Raw genomic sequence first — 22,878 nt, forward strand, 5'->3', positions numbered from 1 at the left:
CGCACGCGCCACACCGGAATATCTATATTCATATCCCCCGGCAAGTACTTCTATGCCGTGAACATACGGCAGCAGACGTGCCGCCTCCTTCTATATCCCCAGAGCCGTATGTATCTTCCCCATGAGCACGGCATCGGGCTTTGAGAAAAGCGATGTATTGAGCGTTCTATCCTTCTCAAGGACATAACACGCCGCTTCATCCGCGGTGCCGATGGCCTCAAGATAATAGTTATTCGTGTTCTTCAGCTGGCCTATCCGGTGATTGCGGTCCTCCGCCTGGAAATGATGTACGGTCTGCATGGTGATGTCGCAGAATATCATGCTCCGTGCATTGATGAGCGTAATGCCCGTGTCCATGACAAGCGTTGAGAGCACGGCTACCTTGCAGGAGTCATCGTGCTTGAATCGTTCGATGAGACGATGACGTTCGTGATTCCGGTCCGTACCGGCGGGCGGGTATTCGCCGTGTATGCGAATGGCGCCGTATTTCCGGTAGCGTTCGCAGAGAAAGTCTATCACGCGCGGACGCCATGACCAGAGGACGACATCCTCATTGCCGTTCTCCACCAGGTTCGCGAGGTGATCATCGAGTATCGCCCACCGCGGATTATCAGCGAAGGGCGCGGAAAGCTCGCGCAGCGCGCGGAGGAAATACGGAATGACCTCCGATGACCGATATGCCGGTGCCGGCGCTTTTTTCTCCGGCGGATCGCCCTCGTCCAGAACGCGATGCGCATGCTCCATTTCTTTTCTGAGCGCAGCGACACCCCGGGCATAGCGTTCGCCGAATTTCGTATCCGCATGCGTGTAGCGGAGGAAGGTCACGGTCTTCTCGGGAAGATCGAGACAGTCCTTCTTGAAACGCCGCATCACATACGGCGCAAGCTGTGTCGCAAGGAGCCGCTTTACTGATACATGATCGAGCGCGTACTTCGCGCCCTCGGCCGTCGCCGCACGGAGCGATCGCTCAAAGGCGCTGTAGGGGACGCCGATGATATTGGGCGAAAGCACGCGCATGAGCGAGAACAGTTCGACGGGCGATTTCCTTATCGGTGTGCCGGAAAGGAGATACCGATACGCACAGAACGGCGCATTGGCATGTGTTATGGCGCTTCGCTGCGATCGGTGATTGCCCAGATAATGCGCCTCATCGCATACGAGCATGGTCGATCGCTCAAGGAGATGCTCCGTAAGCGACGACGCCTCGCAGTGCGCACATCGCTTTTTCTTCGTACCGTTCGCGTCCCTGGCTCGATGGCAGTACTCGCAGGCGACTATCTTCCAGGTATCATAGGTCATGATGTATATTTTCTTTTCAATGGAGAACATACGCCGGTGCTTTTTCTTCTGCGAGCTGAGCACAAGAATATCGTCCGCGGTGAATTCCTTCGAGTATTTGAGTATCTCCGCCTCCCAGGCATATATCATCGATGACGGCGCAAGTACGATGAGCCTCCTGCATTTCCGGTGCACATAGAGATGCCGGAACACGGTTATCATGATAAGCGTTTTCCCGAGGCCCATTTCATAGAATATGCCCTGCACGTTCGTCGTGAGGCATTTGACGAATGCCTCGTGCTGTGCCTGATAGGGCTTTGCGTTATGGAAAAAATGTGCGCTCGCGTTCGCCTTTGCGTCATGTATGATGCCTTCCGGCAGATGCTCGCGCATCGTGCGCGCGGCATGGGTATACACATCCTCCGCGATACGCACATGCGGATAGCGCTCGAATTCGAGCAGAAACTGTATGATATTCTGCTCGGGTATGAAAAATCGTCTATCCCCGGCGTCCTCGGCACCGCAGCGCCTGACGAGATACATCAGATAGAAATAGGATACATCGTCAGCATCGATGGCGGCCAGAAAGCGGCTGTTCTCATATACGCATGTGTTCATAGCGCCTCATCGATGCCATCGATCTCGGAGAAGACGTCATATACCTTTCATCCGATTAAGACAAGCCTCAGTATATACGCCGGAAGCGACAGATAGTGACGCCTGCATGGTGTATAATACGGGTGTGAGGTGGAATTGAAATGAAGTACTTCGCCTACGGATCGAACATGAATGCCGCACGAATGGAGGAGCGGCACATCTCATATCGCAAGAGGACACGCGCAACACTTGCCGATCATCGCCTTTGTTTTGACAAGATCGCATCTGGCCTTGAGGGCGCAGGATATGCTAATGTCATCCCGTCGAAAGGTGAAGCCGTCGAAGGCATTCTGTATTCTTCAGTATCGGAAGCCGGGATACAACTGCTGGATGAGAAAGAACACGTTTATACCAGGCATTACACACGCGAAAAAGTCCGTGTGAACACGGAAGCCGGCACAGAAGAAGCATGGATATATATCGCGGGCAGGGAATATCGATGCGACGGCCTTAAGCCGACATCAGACTATCTAGCGCATCTTCTTCAAGGCGATGACATCCTTTCTGAAACATGGGTCGATGAACTTCGCGATATCGAGACAGTCGATACGCATCTCTTCGTATACGGAACACTGAAAAAAGGGCACTCGAATCATCGGCTACTCTCGGGCAGCCGTTGCATAGGCACAGGGCACACACTGCGCAAGTATACTATGTATGCTGACGGTATTCCGTATGTAAAGTCAACACCCGCAACATCGGTCATACAGGGAGAGATATATCGGATAACGGACGAGATATTGGAGCGCTGCGATGCGCTTGAAGGGCACCCGCGATGGTATCGGAGAAAACAGACGCTTGTCCAGACCGACGGCAAGCCGACATGCGCATGGCTTTACTTCTGCGACACTGCGGACGGCACGATACTCCCGGAGGGTCGTTGGTCAAGATAGCATGAATATCGCGATACAGAGAACAAGGGGGCATGCCCCCTTGTTTTTGGCTCTATCGGCGATCAATAAACGCTGAGGTCCATGTTTATTTCTGACTATCGTATTTTCGCGGCAGCTGCTCAGGGCATGGACGCGCTGCCGGCATGGGGTTTACTGCCAGATCAACAGCGTCAGTTTCTGTCAACATCTCATGGTATACTATGCCTATCACTGAATGAAAGAAAGGAGGCTTATTATGAGAAAAGTAACACTGCCGAAAGGCACGGCCGGGAAACTGTATCTGCACAGCATGCCCGGGAGAGACGGGGAGAACATGACAAGGCTCATCGCCGAGATGCAGAAGAACGGCATCACGGTCGTCGTATCGCTTGTCGAGAAGCACGAGATAGAGAAAAAATCACCGGCATACGCCGAGGCTCTCAGGAACGGGCAATTCCCGTTCCGCATCGAATCATTCCCCATATCGGACTACGGTTTGCCGGAAGATGATGAGGCCTTCGCCGCATTCGCAGGCAAAATATCCGGTATGATCACCGAGGGTACGAATGTGCTCATACACTGTGCCGCCGGCATCGGACGTACCGGTATGTGTGCTGTCACCGTTCTCCTTGCACTCGGCATGGATCTGAGAACTGCACGGGATACAATAGTCGCCGCCGGTTCAATGCCTGAGTCGGGGCAGCCGGAGTATCTGGAACGTACTACACGACATTTCCCGGCTAAGGAATAAACAAAGGAGAGATGTATGAAAGCCAGATATATCCATGGGATAAAAAGGGCAACCGGACGCACGATAACGACAAAGATCGAACGGTTCATCAAATACATACTGATCCTGCTCTCTCACGGGAAGATATCGGTAAAGAAGATCCATGCCGAGACCGGAATATCCAAACGCACGCTGTACCGTGATCTCGTATTGCTGGAAAGCTATCTCAGTATCGAATTCAAACACGACTACGGAGAGGACATCTTTTTCCTTTCACAGTACGACAGGAAAAATCTCATGCACCTGTTCAGCACCGGTTCTTTCACGTAAGAATTCGCATCAGAAGATACGGACGGTCATTGAGCGGAGTCGAAATGACCGGCATCTCGGCACCTCGGCTCCGCTCGGTGACCTTGGTTTCGCTCGGCACGACGCTCCGCTCGGTGACCGAAGATAGATCTTTCGAAAGAGGCTCAATGAGAAGATGTTCAAGGAGGTAATTATGAGTATCAGGACGAAAAAGCCCACGGCTGCACACGAACCCGACAACGAGATGACATTCGTCTCCGGAAAGGACGCCGTTGCCGTACGCATATCGGGATATCAGTATCCCAACACCGACGAGTATCAGCCTGAGGACATAGAATGGCTGATGGTCGATGTAAAAGCCGTCTATCAGGGGAAACGATGGACATGCACGGACGCCTGCTTACGCTGCCGTGATCTTCCGCTGTTACGGGAGTATTTCACCGCCGCCCGGGATGATATGCCGAAGGGCACGGTTTTCCGTTCCATCGAACCGAACCTGCAATTCCATGCATCCGCCCCCGACACGCATAGAGAGATTACCATCATCCTCTCCATGGAACTACTCCCGAAATGCATTCGCAATGAAGTGATCTCCATACGCTGCCGTGTCAGGAGAACGGATATGCTTCGCTACACCGACGTTATACGCCGGTGGGAGAAAGAATATCCCGACCGAAAGGATGAAACGCCGAAGCACGTGCCCCGGAGGAGAATGAACTGGAAAAACATCGTGGAGATAACCGTATGATTTTCATAGAAAAAATGGAGGCCTGTATGAACATCATTGAAACGATACGCGACAGAAAGCCGCCGATGCGGACTGACAGTGACTTTGTATATCTGTACCATGTGAAGGAGCTTATCAAGGAACGGACGGCACCGCTCCTGACCATACCCCGGGAGGAATTGCTCCGGTACATGGAGGGCACGGAATACAAGGACTATTCGAATTTCAGGGAACGCTGCAGGCAGTGGGCACAGGGGATCATCGGAGACTTCTACCTCTCCATGCTCGCAAAACTCGGCATATCCCTTGAAGAGATACGTGCGTGCATCGCCCTCGACCATGAAGAGAGCCGAACCGCCGTATCGCTCCCTTTCAGCGCAAGCACATGCCGTATTCAATTGAATGCATGCGCGAACGAATACCGCATTGCTATCCCGGGTCCGGGAACGGGGGATGATGCCCTGTCATGGGTACAGGGAAGCATATCGCCGTGGGCAGACGCATATATCGAACTCAACAGCAGGACATACTACATACACCGTAATGAATGCACGATCGTCCGCCATGAGCCGTATGTGAAAATAACAAAGACATCCGTTCTGTTCCGGCAGAAGGAGCACAGATCCCCGATAACCGGGATACGGGCAAGAGCCCTGCCCTATGTCCTCTCCGATGCGGAATTCATCTTCATGAACATAGACATACTGCTCAATGGCCTCGATGCCATCATCGCCGAACCGCGGTACAAAAATACCGTTCTCGGCTTTGCATCGGCGGGTCTTGCCTATTTCGGGGGCGTGCCGGTAACGCTGGGGCTTCTTGCCGAACTCTGGCGGGAAGGGCTGTCTGAAACATGCCCGTACTGCGGGGGCAGGGCATATATACACTCCGCCGGGGCATCGCCGCTTTCCGGGAGCAATGTGTTCCGTGCATTCTGTCCCGCATGCAGAACACCGGTCATCGGCTCATCCGCCCGGGGCGCATCGCTGGCACGCGCATTCGTCAACCGCTACCGCAGCAGCGGATACGGGAGATCAACGGACGGCATCGATATCGATTCGATAATAATCGAACTGGCACAAGCGCAGAAGACCGCCGTATGCGGGGGGAGGGGCTATGTGATAGCAAGCAGCGAGGAGCATGAGGCACAGTTCGGCATGTCGCTCAAGAAAGGAGGACCGGTCATCGCTCTTGATACGGTAACAGCATAACAAATAGCACTTTCCTGGAATTGCGACAGTTTCTGACATGACACGAAGTTACAATAGGTATACCAATGAATGAATGCAAGGAGGCATTATGAACGTACCATTGCGAGTGCATGCTGGGACCACCGGACAGCCCGCCATTGGAAATGTTCTCCTTCTCGACTCGGAGATCGACGGGGTACACAGGCTCCTGCAAACGAAAGGACCGGTATTCGCCGTTGATGCATTACGGAACATGTATCCGTGCTCTATAGGGGAAGCGAAGCGATGCGCGGAATATATCGCGGAGAATTATGAGAAGGAGAAATTCAGACTGCTGAAAGAGATATTGTCTTCACCGAGCGAACGGGAGTGATACGAGAGAGTGCCTCGCAAATAAAGAACAAGGGCTCATGAGCCCTTGTTCTCAGCGATCCTGAGATATTTCTGCTGGTAATAGCATCATTTCTGAGAACTGTATTTTCGCGCCGGCCGCAATGAACGGAGGGCAGCATGTCGAAAGAACTGCTCGAATATCTGAACGGCAATACTGACGGCAGATTGCGAAAGCTCATCGATACGCTCCCCGCAACGCCGTCGATAGCATGGTATCCATCTTCCGGCGAAGACTTCCGGGCGCTCCTCTATCTCTCGCCGGAGTATGCGAAGCAGCACCCCGCAGGCCAAGCAGAGACATTCCCCGATATTTTCCTGTACACCGATCATTGTCCTTGGACAGGATCTAAATTCCTCAGCACGCCGGTAGTCCACGAGGACAAAAGGACAAAGATATCCGTACAATATATGGAAGAACTCCCTCGTATAACCGTGCCGGTGGACAGGGAGATAGTACATTTCCCGGACAAGAGCCCCGGATTGGGGAAGGTCTTTTTTCTGGAGTTACTCGTCGAATCGAATCAGCTCGGGACGTACACATACCCGGTCATTTTCTGTTTTGTCGAGAACGAGGCGTTCTGCGCAAAGGTATTGCTGAGAAAGAATGCCATCATCTCCCATGCAATTCACGTGCGCTCCGGCGGCGGAGGCGGCGGGGGCGGGAATGCTTCGGGGATATGGGTACCGAATGTCCTTACGCGGCTGGGATGTAAAGTGATCGTCACGGACAGTCATTATTATCTGCAGAACGGGGATGAGGCGGCGTATCGGTTATATCCGGAGCTTAGGGGAACACATCCTGTCATGCGGGTGATACGGACGGTAAAAAGCGATGGGTGGTCGGGGCATGGGGATGTGTCTTGGAATATTGTTGATGGGGATGATGGGAAGAATTGAACCACGAAAATCACGAAAATACACGAAAAAGAAAAGAGAATTGAAGACCAGATCTCTTCTCCCCTTTCGTGCTTTTCGTCTGTTTCGTGGTTTTCTCTGCTTAATCCGCTGTCTGGGAAATAACGTCATCATCACGGACAGTCATTACGGGCTGCACAACGGGGATGAGGCGGCGTATCGGTTATATCCGGAGCTTAGGGGGACGCATCCTGCCATGCGGGTCATCAGGACGGTAAAGAGTGAGGGATGGTCAGGACATGGGGATGTTTCGTGGAATGTTTAATGGATAGTTAAAACCATTCAAGTACATTCATGCACCAAGTAAACGTATTCTTATAACAAAAACACCATAGAGTGAATTAATCAAAGTATTTTATTTGTACTTTATAATTATCTGAGAACCAAATATAGTTAATCAGTTTTATTATCGATTTAAGTCTTCTGTCTATTGCATCTTTATCCCATTTTTGAGCAGGATCAAACCCATACGCGTCGTATGCTTTTTTATGTATATTAGCGCTCGCACGCGGGTGTTCAATTTTTGAAACAATTGATTTTGTCAAGAATGCCCCGTCTTGTCGATATGCCTTACACTTCTTTTGCCATTTTTTCTGCACCGATGAATTCATAGGCAGCGGCAGCAAAGTCAGATTTCCGATACTTTTTGAAAACAAAGCATATTCTTTTTCGCTCAAAGACAAAAATGAGTTATCAAAGCCGTCTCTTCTAGTACACTTATCTTTTGGCAATATATGTTCAACTGATTTATTTAAGTGATAACCGCCATCTAGGTATCTGCTAATTTCACTAAGCAAAAGCAAAGTTTTTTTGTGATCTTTGCTTTCATCATACTTAAAATCACGTAAAGACCCTAAAAACTTATCTTTATTGTTATATATAAGGTCATCAAAAAGCTTTTTTACAAATATTTTCTCGTCATCCGTCAATGATGTTTTGCTTCTGATTTTTCGTTGCCGTATCGATTTTGATATTTCGCAGAATTCTTTTTCGAGAATATTTGTTTTTAGCTTTGAAAAAACAAATATGTATGTAATTATTAATAAATAATTAGAAACAAGTTTATCGAGAAATTTATTTTCTTTTGTCGACGCGGCAATTAAAATAATATACGATTGTCTAAAGTTCAATTCATTCATTCTGCCCACTGGTCCCTGTTTCGTTTGTGACAATTCTTTATACTTGTTCGCGATGAAACTAAGACCACTGACTAATTCACTGATGCGTTGCACTCCATTTTCTTTTATTTGCTCTTTCATTTTTATATATATCTTTGCCTTGCTGATGTAATCTCCTGTTGACATAATGTAGTGCTTGAAAAAAGTTGATGTTCTTACGATATACTCTCCTTTGTTGTTTGAAAGAATGGCAAGGAAATTTTCCCACTTATTCAAGAAACCTGTTATTGCAGTTTCAGTCGTCTTTTTTTTATCAAATGTACTGATGCATAGATTTTTTATCAAATCAATCGGTTCTAATTTTACTCCTCGATCATTAATAGATTCAAACACAGAATATGCGCTTCCAATATCACTACACATTATTTTAATAACCCAGATGTTTTTAAATATATATTGGCATATTTTTTTTAAGTGATTCAGCTTGTGTTCATTAAGCTGCTCACATATTTCGGAATATACTTTTTTGAGATTTTTATCGGCAGGCGTAGTGATTTTAGCCGCATCTATTCTTTTTTCATCGCCCGACAATAACTCTGAGTAAAAATGTCCATCCGCTTTTTCGAGCTTTAGCTTCGGAGCCTTCGCATCTAATTTTTGAGTATAATAGAAAGATTCACAATTATCAATAAACTCTTTATCATCCCTGTTTATATTTCGTTTTGCAGAATATAGCTTTACGATGGCCGATATTATTAAAGTCAATGTAATAATCCTCTGCTGCCCATCAATAACAAGATATTTATTATTTATCCCCAGCGACTCCTCAACAAATACCATGCTGCCAATAAAAAATTCACTTTTTGAATCAACTCCGTCAGTAATGTCTGTTAATAAATCAGCTACGTTTTTTTTCTCCCATACATAATTACGCTGTAAATTTGGAATCACAAACACATCTTTTTTTGACCCCATAAAATCATATAATGTACATTCCGATCCATTAAATGGGTTTTTCATGAACTCTCCTTCACTAATATTTATTCCTTATCCAAGCAATGCATTTGCCTTTGAATTCATTTACATTACATTCGGCTGCAAATATTGTATTCCACTATTCTATTAGCGTCAAGGTGCGGGGCTGTCTGGTAAATAAAATCATCATCACGGGCAGTCATCACGGGCAGTCATTACGGGCTGCAGAACGGGGATGAGGCGGCGTACTGATTATATCCGGAGCATCGGGGGGGCGCATCCTGCCATGCGTGTGATACGGACGGTTAAGAGCGAAGGGTAGTCGGGGCATGGGGATGTGTCGTGGAATGTTGTTGAGCCAATCCATGTACTTGTTACTGACGATCAAGGACCATCGCCGGGAAATTATTGAATTAAGAATCATATATTGTTTTCCCAGCAACTGCCAGCACTGCATCTCAATGCTGCAGAAGTATGCAATATTGACGTAACGGACAAGACAATATACTGTCATGAGCGGACACGATCCCCCTATTGCCGGCAGGTGCCATGAGCGATCCCGAAACAGCTGTTGCATCGTATTTTTTGACGATGCTGTATCTGAAAAAACACCTGCTCTTCAACTCGCATGCAGCCGGTCCGCAATCCGGTTTCCCGAATTCCTGCATCGGCTACGTTATTCAGGGCGCCGTGGATTTTATCGCAAAGTCAGGAACGCTTCACGCGGACCAAGGGGACATCATCTATATACCCAAGGGGCAGAAATATGTTTCCCGCTGGCGCGGCTCGCCCGAGATCGAATTCTATTCCCTGAACTTCGAGTTCAGATCGAACGTGCTGCCGGGGGACCCGTACAAATTCCAGATCATAAAGGATGCAGAAGATGCGGTCAAATGTTCTCTCGATCGTATCTATAGTGCTTTGAATGCGAATGACCTCAGTTTGGGCATTGGAGAGTTCTATATGCTCTATCACACTTTGTCGCGGGAACTCGTCTATTCCGGATCACGGCCCGGCATAACCGAAGTGAAAGCGGCGATCGAGTATATTGAAAGCCATTATCTGCATGATTTTACCATTGCACACCTTGCCATACTGTGCAATCTAAGCGAATCACGGTTCTTCACCTTGTTTAAAAAGTCGACGGGGTGTACGCCCGTCGAATATAAGAACAAAGTAAGGATACAGCACGCGGTGAACTATCTTGTTACCGGCACGAATACCGTGGAATGGATAAGTGAAAACCTCAATTTCAGCTCGCCGGCGTATTTCAGGAAAGTATTCAAAACGATCATGGGAATAACGCCGAAAGAAATGCGGCAGCAGATCACATCAATGTAGAAGGGATAACAGACGCATGCCGTACTGTAGAATAGTGTCTGTTTATTGCAGTATAGTACCTTGTCCGGTATCAGGCCGGATGTATATTGTCTGCATATGATCGTCACCATCCGGGACAGGTAACGATGCCGATGAGACAGCAGGAACGGATCGAAGGAGACACTGATGGACGGCTCGTGTATCGTATTTGAGTCGACAGGCAAGGCTGTGGTAAAACAGATCGATGTCCCTCAGCCGAAAGCGGATGAAGTTCTGCTGGAGAACGAATACACCGTGATAAGCGCCGGCACGGAACGGGCTAATCTGATGAACCTGCCGAACACCGGAAGCGAAGAACAGGGTTTTCCATTCTACCCCGGTTACTCAGGGTCGGGCCGCGTCATGTCAGTCGGCGATGAAGTTACTGATCTCAACATCGGTGACCGTGTCGTGGTCAACTGGGGCGGCCACCGTTCGCATTCGATACGAAAGGCGAAGACGATACTCAAGATCGATGACAGTTCTATTGACATGCTCGACGCCGCGTTCGCGCCTATCGCCTCATTTTCATTCCTGGGTGTGCGTAAGCTGAAACTTGAATTGGGCGAATCCGCAATGATAGTCGGCCAGGGTATACTGGGCGTATTCGCGCTTCAGATCGCCGTTCTCTCCGGGGCTATCCCGGTGATAGCATCGGATCTCGACCCGACACGCCGTGCGCTGGCACTCAAGCTCGGTGCGGCATCTGCTTTTTCTCCCGTCGAAGATAATTATGCAGAGAAGGTGAAAGCGGCGACGGGCGGCAACGGGCCCAACGCTGTGGTCGAAGTTACCGGCTCTGCCATTGCGCTTAAGCAGGCATTGGAGTATGTGGCGTGGGAGGGGCGTATATCCCTTCTCGGCTGCACCCGTATTTCCGATGTACCCATCGACTTCTACAAGTATGTACACCGCCGCGGTATAAGCCTCATCGGGGCGCACACCTCCGCCAGGGCGCAGATGGAATCTTCTCCCGGACATTGGACGGAGCATGACGATTACCGTACGTTCCTGAAGCTTGTTGCGGCAAAGAAGATGCAGACGAGACCGCTCATCTCCGAGATCGTTTCACCATTGGATGCGCCGGCTGTCTATGCCCGCCTTGCGGAGAAAAAAGATCCGCCGTTGGGAATTGTTTTTGATTGGGCAAAGATAGGATAAAGGAAGGCTCTACCATGTTACAAGCGCAAGAAAACAATAGTGAGGCAAAAATTTTAACAGACCGCACGGTGCTGGTACTTGGCGGTACCGGGGCGATGGGCGTGTATCTGGTGCCAGAACTCGCGGCCATGGGATACGAAGTCAAGGTGGTTTCCGCCGATGATGCCGTATCCAGCGACCCAAAAGTATCCTATGTCAAGGCCGACGCAAAAAACAGTGAGATCATGAAAGAACTCTTGAAAGGGAAATTCGACGCCATCGTCGACTTTATGATCTACGGGACGGAGGAGTTCAGGGGGAAGCACGAGCTCCTGCTGCAAAGCACGGCGCACTACCTATTCCTCTCTTCCTATCGCGTGTATAACGAGACGGTCCCAATTACTGAAGAGTCGCCTCGGCTGCTTGATACATCGAAAGACAAGGAATTCCTGGCAACCGAGGATTACTCCCTATACAAGGCGCGCGAGGAGGACATCCTTCAAAGTTCGACGTTCGATAACTGGACGATCATAAGGCCGGCCATAACCTATTCGAAAAGGCGTTTTCAGCTGACGACGCTTGAGGCGCATGTGGTCGTGGCCCGCGCGATGAAAGGCTTGCCGATCGTTATCCCGCGCGAGGCGCTTTCGGTGCAGGCGACCATGAGCTGGGCGGGCGATGTGGCAAAGATGATCGCACGGCTCCTTTGCAACCCCGCGGCCTTGCGCGAACGCTTTACCCTGGCCACCGCTGAACATCGCAGCTGGGGTGAGATCGCTGAGTACTATAAGGAGATCATCGGCCTGCACTATGTGCCTGCCGACACTGAAGACTACTTGAAGATCATGGGCGGTTCGCACTATGCTCGATACCAGCTGCAATACGACAGATTATTTGAGCGTGTTGTCGATAACTCAAAAATATTAAAGATCACCGGGCTTGTGCAGGAAGAGCTGATGCCGCTCCGCAAAGGACTTGAAAAAGAACTGTCCGCGTTGCCAAAAGACATGGTCTGGCAGGACGCAAGCGGCATCGGGAAGGAAATGGACGACTACGTGAGACGACACGGATAATGAATCCGTAATACTACAGGATTGAAGAAGAATATGAAAAAAATAAAGATCGGACAGCTCGGCGTCTGCCATGAGCATGCGGTCAAGATCGCGAGCCTGCGCAGAATGCCTGATATATTCGAAGTGGTGGGCGTCGTTGATGATAGAACGTCACCATCCGCAAAATTCGCCGGTTCTGATCTCGCACCTTATGAGGGGCTGCCGTGGATGACGGAAGATGAGTTGTTCAAATATCCCGGGCTTCAGGCTGTGACCGTTGAGACACCGAATGGAGATCTGGTCCCCACCGCCATACGCTGCATGGAACACAACCTGGCGATACATATGGATAAACCCGGCGGCGAAGACCTGAAGCTGTTCGGTCAGCTGATCAAGGGCTGCAGAGAAAAAAATCTTCCGTTCCAGATGGGATATATGTTCCGGAACAATCCTGCCATGCAATTATGCCTCAAGGCGGTCCGGGAAAAGTGGCTTGGCGATATCTTCGAGGTGCAGGCGGGCATGAGCCATAATTACGGCGGTGATGCATATCAGCAGTATCTTGGTAATTTCCGCGGCGGCATCATGTTCAATCTGGGATGCCACTTCATCGATCTGATAGTCGCTATGCTGGGGCGGCCGGGAAAGATCACCCCAATACTAAAGACAACTCTTGGACTTGCCGGTGATATAAAGAATAATTGTCTTGCGATACTTGACTATCCGCACGCAACAGTGACATTGCGTGCATGCAGTATGGAGGTCGATGGCTCGAACAACAGGCGGTTGAAGGTCTGCGGCACCAAAGGGACTATCGATCTTTGCCCGCTCGAGCGTTTCGACGGCAAACCGCTGACGATGCGTTTGACGCTCAGTGAAGGCCGCGGGGAATATCCGGCAGGGACACATACCATAGATCTCGGGGTACATACCGACCGCTATCAAGATCAGTTCTCCGAGTTCGCTAAGATCATCAACGGTGAAATGAAAAACCCTTACACCTATGGACATGATATGCTGGTAGAGGAGGTGGTCTTAGCCGCTTCCGGATATATGAAATGGGAGTGATGCAATGAAGGCAATGCTCGTTGATGAAAAAAAATCGCTGGTGTGGACGGATGTCCCTGATCCTGAGCCGAAAAGTAATGAGATACTCATCGATATTCACGCCGTTGCTCTCAATCGCGCCGATCTCATGCAACGGTCCGGCGATTATCCATCACCCCCCGGATGGCCTCCATGGATGGGGCTCGAAGTTGCCGGTATGGTGAGTAAAGCACCGGCAGGCTGCCGCTGGAAACCGGGAGACAAGGTGTGTGCGCTTTTAGGCGGGGGCGGGTACGCTGAGAAGGTCGCCGTTCCTGCTGACATGGCCCTGCCGGTCCCACAGGGTTTGTCAATGGCCGAAGCTGCTGCAATACCGGAAGCGTTCGCTACATCATATTTGAATTTGTGCATCGAAGGTGGCATGAAAGCAGGAGATACCGTGTTCATACCGGCCGGTGCGAGCGGGCTCGGGATGGCGGCGATTCAGTTGGCGAAAGCGCTAGGTGCAAAAGTCGTGACCACGGTCGGTTCTGAAGAGAAAGCGAACTTTGTCCGCGAATTAGGGGCTGACGTTATCATCAACCGAAAGAAAGAGACTATCGCGCAGGTACTGGCGCAGCACCCGGTCGATATCGCCATGGATTGTGTCGCGGGGGCGGATCTCGGCGCCTGTCTGGGAACGATGGCGCGCGGCGGGCGTTGGATAGTCATCGCGACGCTCGGCGGGCCGATGAGCGAACTGAATATGACCGATCTTTTCAAGCGCGGAATACGGATTATCGGCAGTACGCTCCGCAGTCGTACAGCGGAGATGAAGGCGAATATTCTCTCCGAACTTGAGACGAAACTTTGGGGCAAATTCTCCTCGGGCGAATTCAAGTCTATCGTCCATATGACGCTCCCTATGACTAGGGCGGAAGAGGCGCACGGGGTTCTTGAAAAACAGCGGAACCTGGGCAAAGTCGTTCTGACACTCAAGGGAGGAGAGTACAAAAGCCCTTCTCCTGGATATGGACTATGCGGCGGTGAAAAGAGGATCCGAGAATGACAATATCGGTAAATAATTAAATACCACTTTTCGAAACGGAGGACTTCAATGAACCTTTACACCCGCATCGTGAGCCTGTGCGCGGCAGCCATCTTGGTAAATTCCGTGGTTGCCGCTCCGGTGTCCGAGATTCCCTATCTCACGAAAAATGAAAGCTTTTGGCGAGCATGGCTTCCCGGGGTGATCCGTCCTGATGCCGGGACCATCGAGATCACGATGCGCGTCGACAAGCCCATCAGCGAGTTCGGTAACTCCTGGGAATATGTTCTTGACATACCCCCAGGGAGTACCTTGAAAAAAAGTGGGGTCTCTTTGCTAGGATTAACGTCTATCCCGCTTCCAGGCAAAGGAATCACCGCGGTAATGCGGACGGGCGAGAGCACCTACTACGCCAACATACCTGACTTGCGGGTTGAGCCGGGAAAAAAAATCAATCTCGCCATCTCCTGGGGCTCCGCTCTTACCTTATATGTCAATGGCGAACAGGCGGCGCGCACACCCATGAAGGACACCCCGCCCGAGAGCGTCTGGCCAGACCATCTGCGTATGCCCCGGTACAGTCCATGGAACCCTCAGGCGGTTCGCGTCTCCACCATCGAGCGGGCCGGCGGACAATTAGCGTCCGATCCCGAGTCCGCATTCGTCCGTGACGACAACACATCCCTCGTCGCCAACGACCTCTCCAAGCCATCACAGCTTTTCCATACGGCGTGGCATACTGAAAAGGCTGTAGCACTGATCAAACCGGTGTTCCGTCCGGAGAAGCAATGCGACATCGTGGGCGAACGGCCGGTTTTCCCGGTGGTAGCAGTCAACCGTTCGGCCGCTCCCAAAACCGTCCAGATCGATTTGAGCGTCACGTCTCTTTCCGGAATGGAACCAAAATCCAGTCATTTCACGATTGACCTGCCGACTGACACCAGCGCCCAAGTTCACGAACTGCCTCTCACGGGACTGGAAAATCAGAGCTATTACACCATAACCTACCGCATCCGCGGCGAAGGCGTCCCCGACATCAACGGAGTCAGCCAGACAGCGGTGTTTCCAAGAGACCGGAAAGAAAAAGAAGGTGCAATGTCCCGCTTTTACGGAGTACATCATGAGAACCATTTCGCACCCGAGGTGTGGGCCAAGATAGACAGCCGCACCAGTCGCGCTTGGGCCGGAGGAAATGTGTTTCTCTGGTGGAAAGTGGAGCCGGTGGAGGGAGAGTTCAATTGGAAGGAGGCCGATGCTTATGTGCGGGAATGCCAGTCTGCCGGCATGGAGGTCCTGGGCGTCCTCGGGTATCCCTCTCGCTGGGCAGCCGCCGATCCAGGAGAGGAGCACAAGGCGAAGAAAGGTTTTTATTGCCCGCTTCCTTCGCACTGGAAACCGGCCAGCATGACCGCCTGGGCTCGTTATGTCCGCGAAACCGTGAGGCATTTCAAGGGGCGGGTGAAATACTGGGAGATATACAACGAGATCAATTTCCGTCCTCCTTCCTTCCCTTGCGCCTTAGCCGGCGCTACCACCGAGGAATATCTGGAATTGCAAAAGATCGCATTCCAGGAAGCTAAGGCCGCCGATTCCGACTGCATGGTGACCAGCAGCGGCTTTTCCGCCGATGCAGATAAATCCCTGCCGGTGGATTTTATCCGCTTGGGGGGCGCCGCATTCTGCGACATATACAACGTGCACGGCTATAGCGGAGTGGAGGGTGCCGCCCCCTTCGTGAAACCATTCATGGCGGCCAAGCCAGGGGCGCCCATTTGGCAGACCGAGCATATGTGGTTCACGATGACGGATCAGAAAAAACGAGTGTACTTAGATGTGGCTTGGCCGATTTTCTTCGCCGAGGCGGGATACTCCCGCTTTTTCAACATGGGTGTGATAGGAGTATTCTTTGACCGTATCACCCTCTCTCCCAACCTGGATCAATATGTAATCGGTGTCTTCCAGAATGAAATGTATCCGTGCGAAACATTCGCCGGACGTATCAGCTTCGTGGGCGACACCCTTTTCGACTTGCGTCACCAGTTCCGCCGAACAGACGGTACGATGCTCACCGTTCTTGGATCGGAAACCACGGCTAATGAGGTGTATCTGGCGGAAACGCCGAAACGCATCCGGGATCTCTTTGGCCACCCTGTACCCGTGACCGCCGAGGAAGGCGGTGTCCGTCTGCTGATCACCAATGTAGCCTATGTGGTATCGGACACTTCCGTAAAGGTACGCAAGATCATCGCCAAATCGCGGATGAACCTGATGGTCAATGGGCAATTTGAGGAGGTTGATGGCGATGTGGCAATGGCCGGCATCGAAACGGGAAAGGCGCGGCATTTCATCCTCCACGAAAAAACCTATGATCCGGAAGGTTGGATTCGTCTGACCGGCAAAGCCCGTAACGGTTCCTACGCCATGCAGGTTCATTCCTCAGGTAAAGGACGAGTGGTAATCTTGCAGGAAACCTCGGTGCCTAAGGCCGGAACATATGTGCTGAGCGGCTACTTTCGCCGCCTTTCGGGTGACGCTAAACCCTACCTGTTCCTCGGCAATCGGGACACCAAAGAATATCCACAGAAAATAATGGAGGACGCAGGAGCCGACTTTCGCCGCCTTTCAATGGAGGTGACACTGCCAGCCAAGAACATCCTCCCACTGGCCATCTGCTGGGGCATCGCCTCCGGGGCAGGTGATGTGCTTGTGGACGATGTGGCCTTCGAACCCAAGATACCCTAATTCGACGGCGGACGCAGCTGCAGCGGTATGGATTGATACAACTTCCGGAGGAAGCGATGAGATTTGAAGGAAAGACTGCGGCAGTGACCGGTGCCGGACATGGCATCGGCAGGGCGATCGCAGAGCGGTTCGCCAAAGAGGGAGCGCACGTTGCCGCGCTTGACATACATAAGTTGAATCTGGGTGAGACGTCCGGAGCGATACGCAAAGCCGGCGGGACCGTGTTTGAACTCGTCGTCGATATTACGAAAGCCGATGAGGTCAAAGCAGCCGTAGAAAAGATAATCGCCGACTTCGGAAAGATCGATATACTTATCAACTGCGCTGGCGGCGGTTTTCAGACAGGCATCGATTTCAAGGATATGGCGGCAGGCGCCTGGCAATGGGTATTCGATCTGAACGTCAACGGCACCTTGAACCTCACGCATTGTGTTGTCCCGCATATGATCGAAAGAAAATACGGCAAGATCGTGAACTTCACTTCGATCGCCTCGAAAGTCGGGCTCCCGAAACGGGCTATCTACTCCGCGACGAAAGGTGCGATCGAAGCCTTCACGAAAACACTTGCGATGGAGCTCGGACCATTCAATATAAACGTGAACAGTGTCGCGCCGGGAAATATCGACTACGCGCCGAAGCCGCCGCCCACCAACGGCACCTGGCTTGGACGCTGCGGGACGCCTGATGAGGTCGCTGCATTGGTCGCGTTCCTGTCGTCGGACGAAGCTGCGTTCATAACAGGCGCTGATTATCTTATCGACGGCGGCCGTGTACTGGGACCAAAAGGCTTATGAAGGAGGATGCTTGCATGAGACCATCATTTGTAAAGCTTATCCAGCCGTATCTTGCGGCTATCGTTGAAGAAGTAACACCGAATGCATGCATGGCGAATATCCGCAATGCGGAGCATGAGGGGGCACAGGCATTCATGCTGGATCTTTCGCGGATTCCGCCGGAGCACAGGACGCGTGAAATCCTTGGGCAGATAATAAAAAGCACGGGCCGTCCCGTGATGCCGCTGGTGTACCGGGCGAACCGCATGTCAATGGATGTTTTTACCGATGAACAGCGTGCGGAGGAAATGATGAAGGCGCTTGATGCCGGCGCGGCGGGCTGCGATGTAATGGGGGATATGTTCGATCCCTCGCCGCGGGAGCTGACGCGCGATCCGCAAGCCGTGGAAAAGCAGATGAAACTGATACGAGAGATCCATAGCATGGGTGCAGAGGTACTGATGTCTTCGCACATGCCGATCCCGATCTCGGCGGAGGAAACGCTTGAGCACCTGCAGCGCATGCAGGAACGCGGCGCGGATATCGTCAAGATCGTCGTAACGGCGGACACCGAAGATGAATTCATCGAATCGCAGCGGGCAACGGTGCTCTTGAAAAAGGGATTGAAGGTGCCATTCGTCCACCTGTGCAACGGAAGGTACGGCCGTCTTCAGCGTTTTGTAGCGCCCATGCTCGGTGCGTCGCTGACCTTCGGCGTGCGTGAATACAGTGAAAGTTCACTCGGCATTCAGCCGACCATCCGTGCAGCGCGTACGGTGCTTGACGAGCTTCTGTGGCATAGGGATCATTAGAGCTGGGGATCGCGATGGCCAAAGACATTTCCAGCCATTGCACGGATCGCGCTGACGTCATACCGCGTTCCGCGGTCTTTGGAATGTCGATGCGGTCGCGCATGGAGATCCAAGGCTTGCGATGCCTCACGCCTTGCTGCGTTTATGCCGGACAGTTATTCCCGTCCCTTGCCCTTGTAACCGATCTTCGGGAGAAAGGAGCAGGCGGGGATAGGGGCTATTCTCCCCCATTCACAACAATAACGAATTCCCTGTCCTTCATCTTCGTCCCTCCATACGCAGCGAGCGCTTCACCCAGCGTCCCCGTAAAAACCGTTTCACTCTCCATGGTAAGATCGTATCCGATGAGCGTATCGCGCGAATTCCCGAACGCGCGGGCGACCGCGGCGAGCACGTCGTTGAATCGGTACGGCGCATCGAGTATGACGACAGGGTAGGGGAGCGAAGCGAGTTTTCTCAATTCGATATCCCGTTCTTTTCTTTCCCGCGGGAGCAGCCCTGCGTAGAAGAATTTCTTTACCGGGAACGGCGCTGTCATGAGCGCGGCGGTTATCGATGATACTCCGGGTACGGGAAGCACCGGTATCCCGAGTTCACGTGCGGCGGCGACGAGCGTGCGGCCCGGGTCTTCGATGAGCGGTGTCCCGCAGTCCGATATGAGCGCCGCTGCGAGCTTTTCAACGGCGATACGTTCGGCATACGATGCTATCTCGGCTGCCGTTGTATGTTCGCTTACTTCGAGCATCTCTTTCTTCATATCGAAATGCTTGAGGAGCGTGCTCCCTTCGCGGAAACTTTCGACGAAGACGATATCCGCCGCCCTGAGAGTTTCAATGACGCGCGCGGTGTTGTCGGAGCGATTGCCGATGTCCACCGCGCAGATGGAAAGCGACGGCTTAGCGAGTTCCATGGGTCGCTGTAACGGTGAAATCGATGCCGCCGCGGCGGTTGAAGCGTCCTTCTATCTCCATCCACTTCGGCTGAAGGGCGCGCACGAGGTCGTCGAGTATGCGGTTGGTCACTGCCTCGAAGAACATGCCGGTGTTCCTGAACGAGAAAAGATAGAGTTTCAGCGATTTCGATTCTATGCACCGTTCCCGCGGGATATAGGTGATGGTCAGTTTCGCGAAGTCAGGCTGGCCGGTGATAGGACAGAGCGAGGTGAACTCCTCCGTATCCATACGTATCGTGTAATCGCGTGAGTTCGGATTGGCGAACGTTTCCAGCCGAGCATCCTCGGGCTTGGACGGATAGACGGTCCGATTCGAGCCGAGGAGCGAAAGTTTATCGGCCCTTCTTTTTGCGCTTCGGTTGTGCCGCGGCATCATTCCCTCCGATGTCTTTTCCGAAAACCGTATCTTTCACGTACTGCTTCATCCGTGTGTAGGTATCCCTGCTTTTCTCAAAAAGATTGAGGAGCACGACGGCGAATATGATGTTCTCGCAGAGAATGAAAAGGAGAAGCGGTGTGAATTCACGCGGCATGAGGAAGGCGATAAGCGAGAATAATCCGAGGAGTATGCATGCCGCGTACATGATGCCGAGCACACGCCAGGGGCGATTGCCGGTGAGCGCAAGGAGGCGATGATGCAGATGCCGCTTGTCCGCGCCGAACACGCGCTGCTGGTCCTTGACGCGCCGGATGATCGACAGGAGCGTATCGAGTATCGGTATGAGGAGGAGCACTACCGGAAGCATGAGCGTTATGGCGAAGCTCGATTTGATGTTCGACACGAGCGACAATATGCCGATGGCATAGCCGATGAAAAGCGCGCCCGAATCGCCCATGAATATTTTTGCGGGGGGCACATTGAAGATGAGATAGCCGAGCACGCCGCCGAGGAGCGCCGCCATGGGATAGATGACATTGCTCCCGGTGAGAGCGGATATCACCATGATGAACGACACGGAGATGACGGTGACACCCGCCGAAAGGCCGTCCATGCCGTCGATGAGGTTCATCGCATTGGAGAGCGCTACCAGCCAGAACACGGTGACTATCCATGATACGACGGGAGGGAGCATGACGACGCCGCCGAACGGATTGGCAAGACGGTCAACGGATATGCCGAACAGGAGCGGTATGCAGGCGACGGCTATCTGCAGGAAGAATTTCAAGAGCGCGGGCATATCGAATTTGTCGTCGGCAAGGCCGAGGATGTACATCGCGATGAGCGAGATGACGATGCCGAAACGCGTCGAATGCAGGAAGTGGAGCGCGCCCTCAAAATATCTTCCGTACAGATACAGCCCGAGCGCGAAACCGGCGAAGATCATGATGCTGCCGAGATACGGCACGGGGCGCACATGGATCTTCCGTTCGCCGTCGGGCACATCGATCATATGAAAGATGCGTGCGAGCATGCGTGCGACGGGGAAGAGCGCGATGGAAAGCGCTAAGGCTGCGCCGAAAATAATGGCGATAGCGGTATAGTTCATCAGCCGATCCTGTCCGCACCCATAGAGGGACGGAGCACGTCGGGTATCGTGACGCTTCCGTCGGCATTCTGATAATTCTCAATGATGGCGATCCACGTCCGGCCGATGGCCAGTCCCGAGCCGTTCATCGTATGCGCTATCTCCGTTTTCCCGCCGCGCTTGAAGCGTATGTGCGCGCGGCGTGCCTGGAAATCGGTGCACGTCGAGCAGCTCGATATCTCGCGGTATTTGTTCTGCGAGGGGAGCCACACTTCGATGTCATACGTCTTTGCCGATGCGAATCCCGTGTCGCCGCTCGAGAGCGTTACGACCCGATAGGGGAGATCGAGCCGCTTGAGGATGTCTTCGGCGTCCGCGAGGAGCTTTTCATGTTCCTCGGGGCTTTTTTCCGGAACGACTATCTTCACGAGCTCCACTTTATCGAATTGATGCTGGCGTATGATGCCGCGTGTGTCCTTGCCGTACGCGCCCGCTTCCGCGCGGAAGCACGGCGTGTATGCGGTGAGATACATCGGGAGGTCGGCCTCGGAGAGTATCTCATCGCGCGGGATATTGGTGAGCGGCACTTCCGCCGTCGGTATGAGATAATACGGCGGATCATTCGTCGTGCGGAAGAGGTCTTCCTCGAATTTCGGGAGCTGCCCCGTGCCGGTCATCGAGTCGCGGTTGACCATGAGCGGGGGCATGTATTCCGTGTAGCCGTGTTCCTTCGTGTGCACATCGAGCATGAAATTCATGAGCGAGCGCTCGAGCTTGGCGCCCATTCCCTTGAGTATCGAGAAGCGCGCCGAGGCTATCTTCGCCGCCCGCTCAAGATCGAGTATGCCGAGCGCGGTGCCGATATCGACATGGTCCTTGATCGGGAAATCGAAGACACGCGGTGTGCCCACGCGCTTTATCTCGCGCCCCGCGGTATCGTCGGCGCCGTCGGGGACATCATCGAGCAGTATGTTCGGGAGGAGCATGAGTTCGCGTTCGGTATCGGCGGCGAGCGTTTCGAGCTCTTTTTCCTTCGTCTCCAGGTCGGCATTGACCGTTCTCATCTCGATCTTGATGCGCTCCGCACCGGCCGTATCGCCCGTCTTCACGAGCGTTCCGACCTTCTTCGAATTCTCATTGCGGACGGCACGGAGGGCTTCCACCGCTTTCAGCACGGTACGGCGTTTTTCCTCAAGGCGCACGAGTGGGGTGAGGTCCACGGTGGAGCGGCGGCGCTTGAGATTTCCCTCGATAATGCCGATATTTTCCCTAAGCAGGCGTACGTCGATCATGCGGTATCCTCCGAACGGATATGATACCATGAAACGACCATCCTTGCAATTC

Annotated in this window: 21 protein-coding genes; 15 read left to right on the top strand and 6 right to left on the bottom strand. The window is 52.3% G+C overall.

Features of this window, described 5'->3' with window-relative positions:
- Positions 1–90: 90 nt before the first annotated feature.
- The gene (locus AABZ39_00240) at positions 91–1,896 is read right to left on the bottom strand and encodes a DEAD/DEAH box helicase (protein ID MEK6793175.1); all 1,806 of its coding nucleotides are present in this window, start codon (positions 1,894–1,896) and stop codon (positions 91–93) included.
- A 140-nt stretch (positions 1,897–2,036) separates the two neighbouring features.
- Between AABZ39_00240 and AABZ39_00245 the strand changes: the two genes are divergently transcribed.
- From AABZ39_00245 to AABZ39_00275, 7 genes are all read left to right on the top strand, one after another.
- Positions 2,037–2,828, top strand: a complete 792-nt coding sequence (locus tag AABZ39_00245) for a gamma-glutamylcyclotransferase (protein MEK6793176.1) — start codon at positions 2,037–2,039, stop codon at positions 2,826–2,828.
- Between the two features lie 235 nt (positions 2,829–3,063).
- Complete coding sequence (locus AABZ39_00250; protein ID MEK6793177.1) at positions 3,064–3,558, top strand: tyrosine-protein phosphatase; 495 nt, start codon at positions 3,064–3,066, stop codon at positions 3,556–3,558.
- 15 nt (positions 3,559–3,573) lie between these two features.
- On the top strand, positions 3,574–3,867 hold the full coding sequence (locus AABZ39_00255) for an HTH domain-containing protein (protein ID MEK6793178.1): 294 nt from the start codon (positions 3,574–3,576) through the stop codon (positions 3,865–3,867).
- Positions 3,868–4,039: 172 nt separating this feature from the next.
- The gene (locus tag AABZ39_00260) at positions 4,040–4,594 is read left to right on the top strand and encodes a hypothetical protein (GenBank protein MEK6793179.1); all 555 of its coding nucleotides are present in this window, start codon (positions 4,040–4,042) and stop codon (positions 4,592–4,594) included.
- Positions 4,595–4,620: 26 nt separating this feature from the next.
- Positions 4,621–5,784 (top strand): hypothetical protein, encoded by a 1,164-nt coding sequence (locus tag AABZ39_00265; GenBank protein MEK6793180.1) that lies wholly within the window; start codon positions 4,621–4,623, stop codon positions 5,782–5,784.
- Positions 5,785–5,872: 88 nt separating this feature from the next.
- A complete protein-coding gene (locus tag AABZ39_00270; GenBank protein MEK6793181.1) occupies positions 5,873–6,136 on the top strand; it encodes a hypothetical protein in 264 nt (87 codons plus the stop codon).
- A gap of 137 nt (positions 6,137–6,273) precedes the next feature.
- Entirely contained in the window at positions 6,274–7,053 is a 780-nt protein-coding gene (locus AABZ39_00275) for a hypothetical protein (protein MEK6793182.1), read from the top strand.
- 359 nt (positions 7,054–7,412) lie between these two features.
- On the opposite strand, the gene AABZ39_00280 is transcribed toward AABZ39_00275, so the two are convergent.
- Positions 7,413–9,209 carry a DUF262 domain-containing protein gene (locus tag AABZ39_00280; protein ID MEK6793183.1) on the bottom strand — a complete coding sequence of 599 codons (1,797 nt, stop codon included), beginning with the start codon at positions 9,207–9,209 and terminating at the stop codon, positions 7,413–7,415.
- A 504-nt stretch (positions 9,210–9,713) separates the two neighbouring features.
- Between AABZ39_00280 and AABZ39_00285 the strand changes: the two genes are divergently transcribed.
- From AABZ39_00285 to AABZ39_00320, 8 genes are all read left to right on the top strand, one after another.
- On the top strand, positions 9,714–10,505 hold the full coding sequence (locus AABZ39_00285) for an AraC family transcriptional regulator (protein MEK6793184.1): 792 nt from the start codon (positions 9,714–9,716) through the stop codon (positions 10,503–10,505).
- Between the two features lie 165 nt (positions 10,506–10,670).
- Positions 10,671–11,684 carry a zinc-binding alcohol dehydrogenase gene (locus tag AABZ39_00290; GenBank protein ID MEK6793185.1) on the top strand — a complete coding sequence of 338 codons (1,014 nt, stop codon included), beginning with the start codon at positions 10,671–10,673 and terminating at the stop codon, positions 11,682–11,684.
- A 14-nt stretch (positions 11,685–11,698) separates the two neighbouring features.
- Positions 11,699–12,736 carry an NAD-dependent epimerase/dehydratase family protein gene (locus AABZ39_00295; GenBank protein MEK6793186.1) on the top strand — a complete coding sequence of 346 codons (1,038 nt, stop codon included), beginning with the start codon at positions 11,699–11,701 and terminating at the stop codon, positions 12,734–12,736.
- Between the two features lie 33 nt (positions 12,737–12,769).
- Complete coding sequence (locus tag AABZ39_00300) at positions 12,770–13,783, top strand: Gfo/Idh/MocA family oxidoreductase (protein MEK6793187.1); 1,014 nt, start codon at positions 12,770–12,772, stop codon at positions 13,781–13,783.
- Between the two features lie 4 nt (positions 13,784–13,787).
- Entirely contained in the window at positions 13,788–14,810 is a 1,023-nt protein-coding gene (locus tag AABZ39_00305; protein MEK6793188.1) for an NAD(P)H-quinone oxidoreductase, read from the top strand.
- 48 nt (positions 14,811–14,858) lie between these two features.
- Positions 14,859–17,531: an endo-1,4-beta-xylanase gene (locus AABZ39_00310; GenBank protein ID MEK6793189.1), complete on the top strand. Its 2,673-nt coding sequence runs from the start codon at positions 14,859–14,861 to the stop codon at positions 17,529–17,531.
- 56 nt (positions 17,532–17,587) lie between these two features.
- Positions 17,588–18,325, top strand: a complete 738-nt coding sequence (locus AABZ39_00315; GenBank protein ID MEK6793190.1) for an SDR family NAD(P)-dependent oxidoreductase — start codon at positions 17,588–17,590, stop codon at positions 18,323–18,325.
- Positions 18,326–18,339: 14 nt separating this feature from the next.
- Positions 18,340–19,116: a type I 3-dehydroquinate dehydratase gene (locus AABZ39_00320; protein MEK6793191.1), complete on the top strand. Its 777-nt coding sequence runs from the start codon at positions 18,340–18,342 to the stop codon at positions 19,114–19,116.
- Positions 19,117–19,333: 217 nt separating this feature from the next.
- Here AABZ39_00320 and AABZ39_00325 read toward each other — a convergent pair whose 3' ends face one another.
- The 4 genes from AABZ39_00325 to serS are packed head-to-tail and all read right to left on the bottom strand — an operon-like array spanning position 19,334 to position 22,826.
- Entirely contained in the window at positions 19,334–20,026 is a 693-nt protein-coding gene (locus tag AABZ39_00325; protein MEK6793192.1) for an SAM-dependent methyltransferase, read from the bottom strand.
- Positions 20,013–20,441, bottom strand: a complete 429-nt coding sequence (gene queF / locus AABZ39_00330; GenBank protein MEK6793193.1) for a preQ(1) synthase — start codon at positions 20,439–20,441, stop codon at positions 20,013–20,015. Before queF ends, AABZ39_00325 begins: the two co-directional genes overlap by 14 nt.
- Positions 20,401–21,555 carry an MraY family glycosyltransferase gene (locus AABZ39_00335; protein ID MEK6793194.1) on the bottom strand — a complete coding sequence of 385 codons (1,155 nt, stop codon included), beginning with the start codon at positions 21,553–21,555 and terminating at the stop codon, positions 20,401–20,403. The genes queF and AABZ39_00335 overlap by 41 nt, the downstream gene beginning before the upstream one ends.
- Complete coding sequence (gene serS / locus AABZ39_00340; GenBank protein MEK6793195.1) at positions 21,555–22,826, bottom strand: serine--tRNA ligase; 1,272 nt, start codon at positions 22,824–22,826, stop codon at positions 21,555–21,557. Before serS ends, AABZ39_00335 begins: the two co-directional genes overlap by 1 nt.
- Positions 22,827–22,878 lie beyond the last annotated feature (52 nt).

Source organism: Spirochaetota bacterium (assembly GCA_038043445.1).
GTDB lineage: Bacteria > Spirochaetota > Brachyspiria > Brachyspirales > JACRPF01 > JBBTBY01.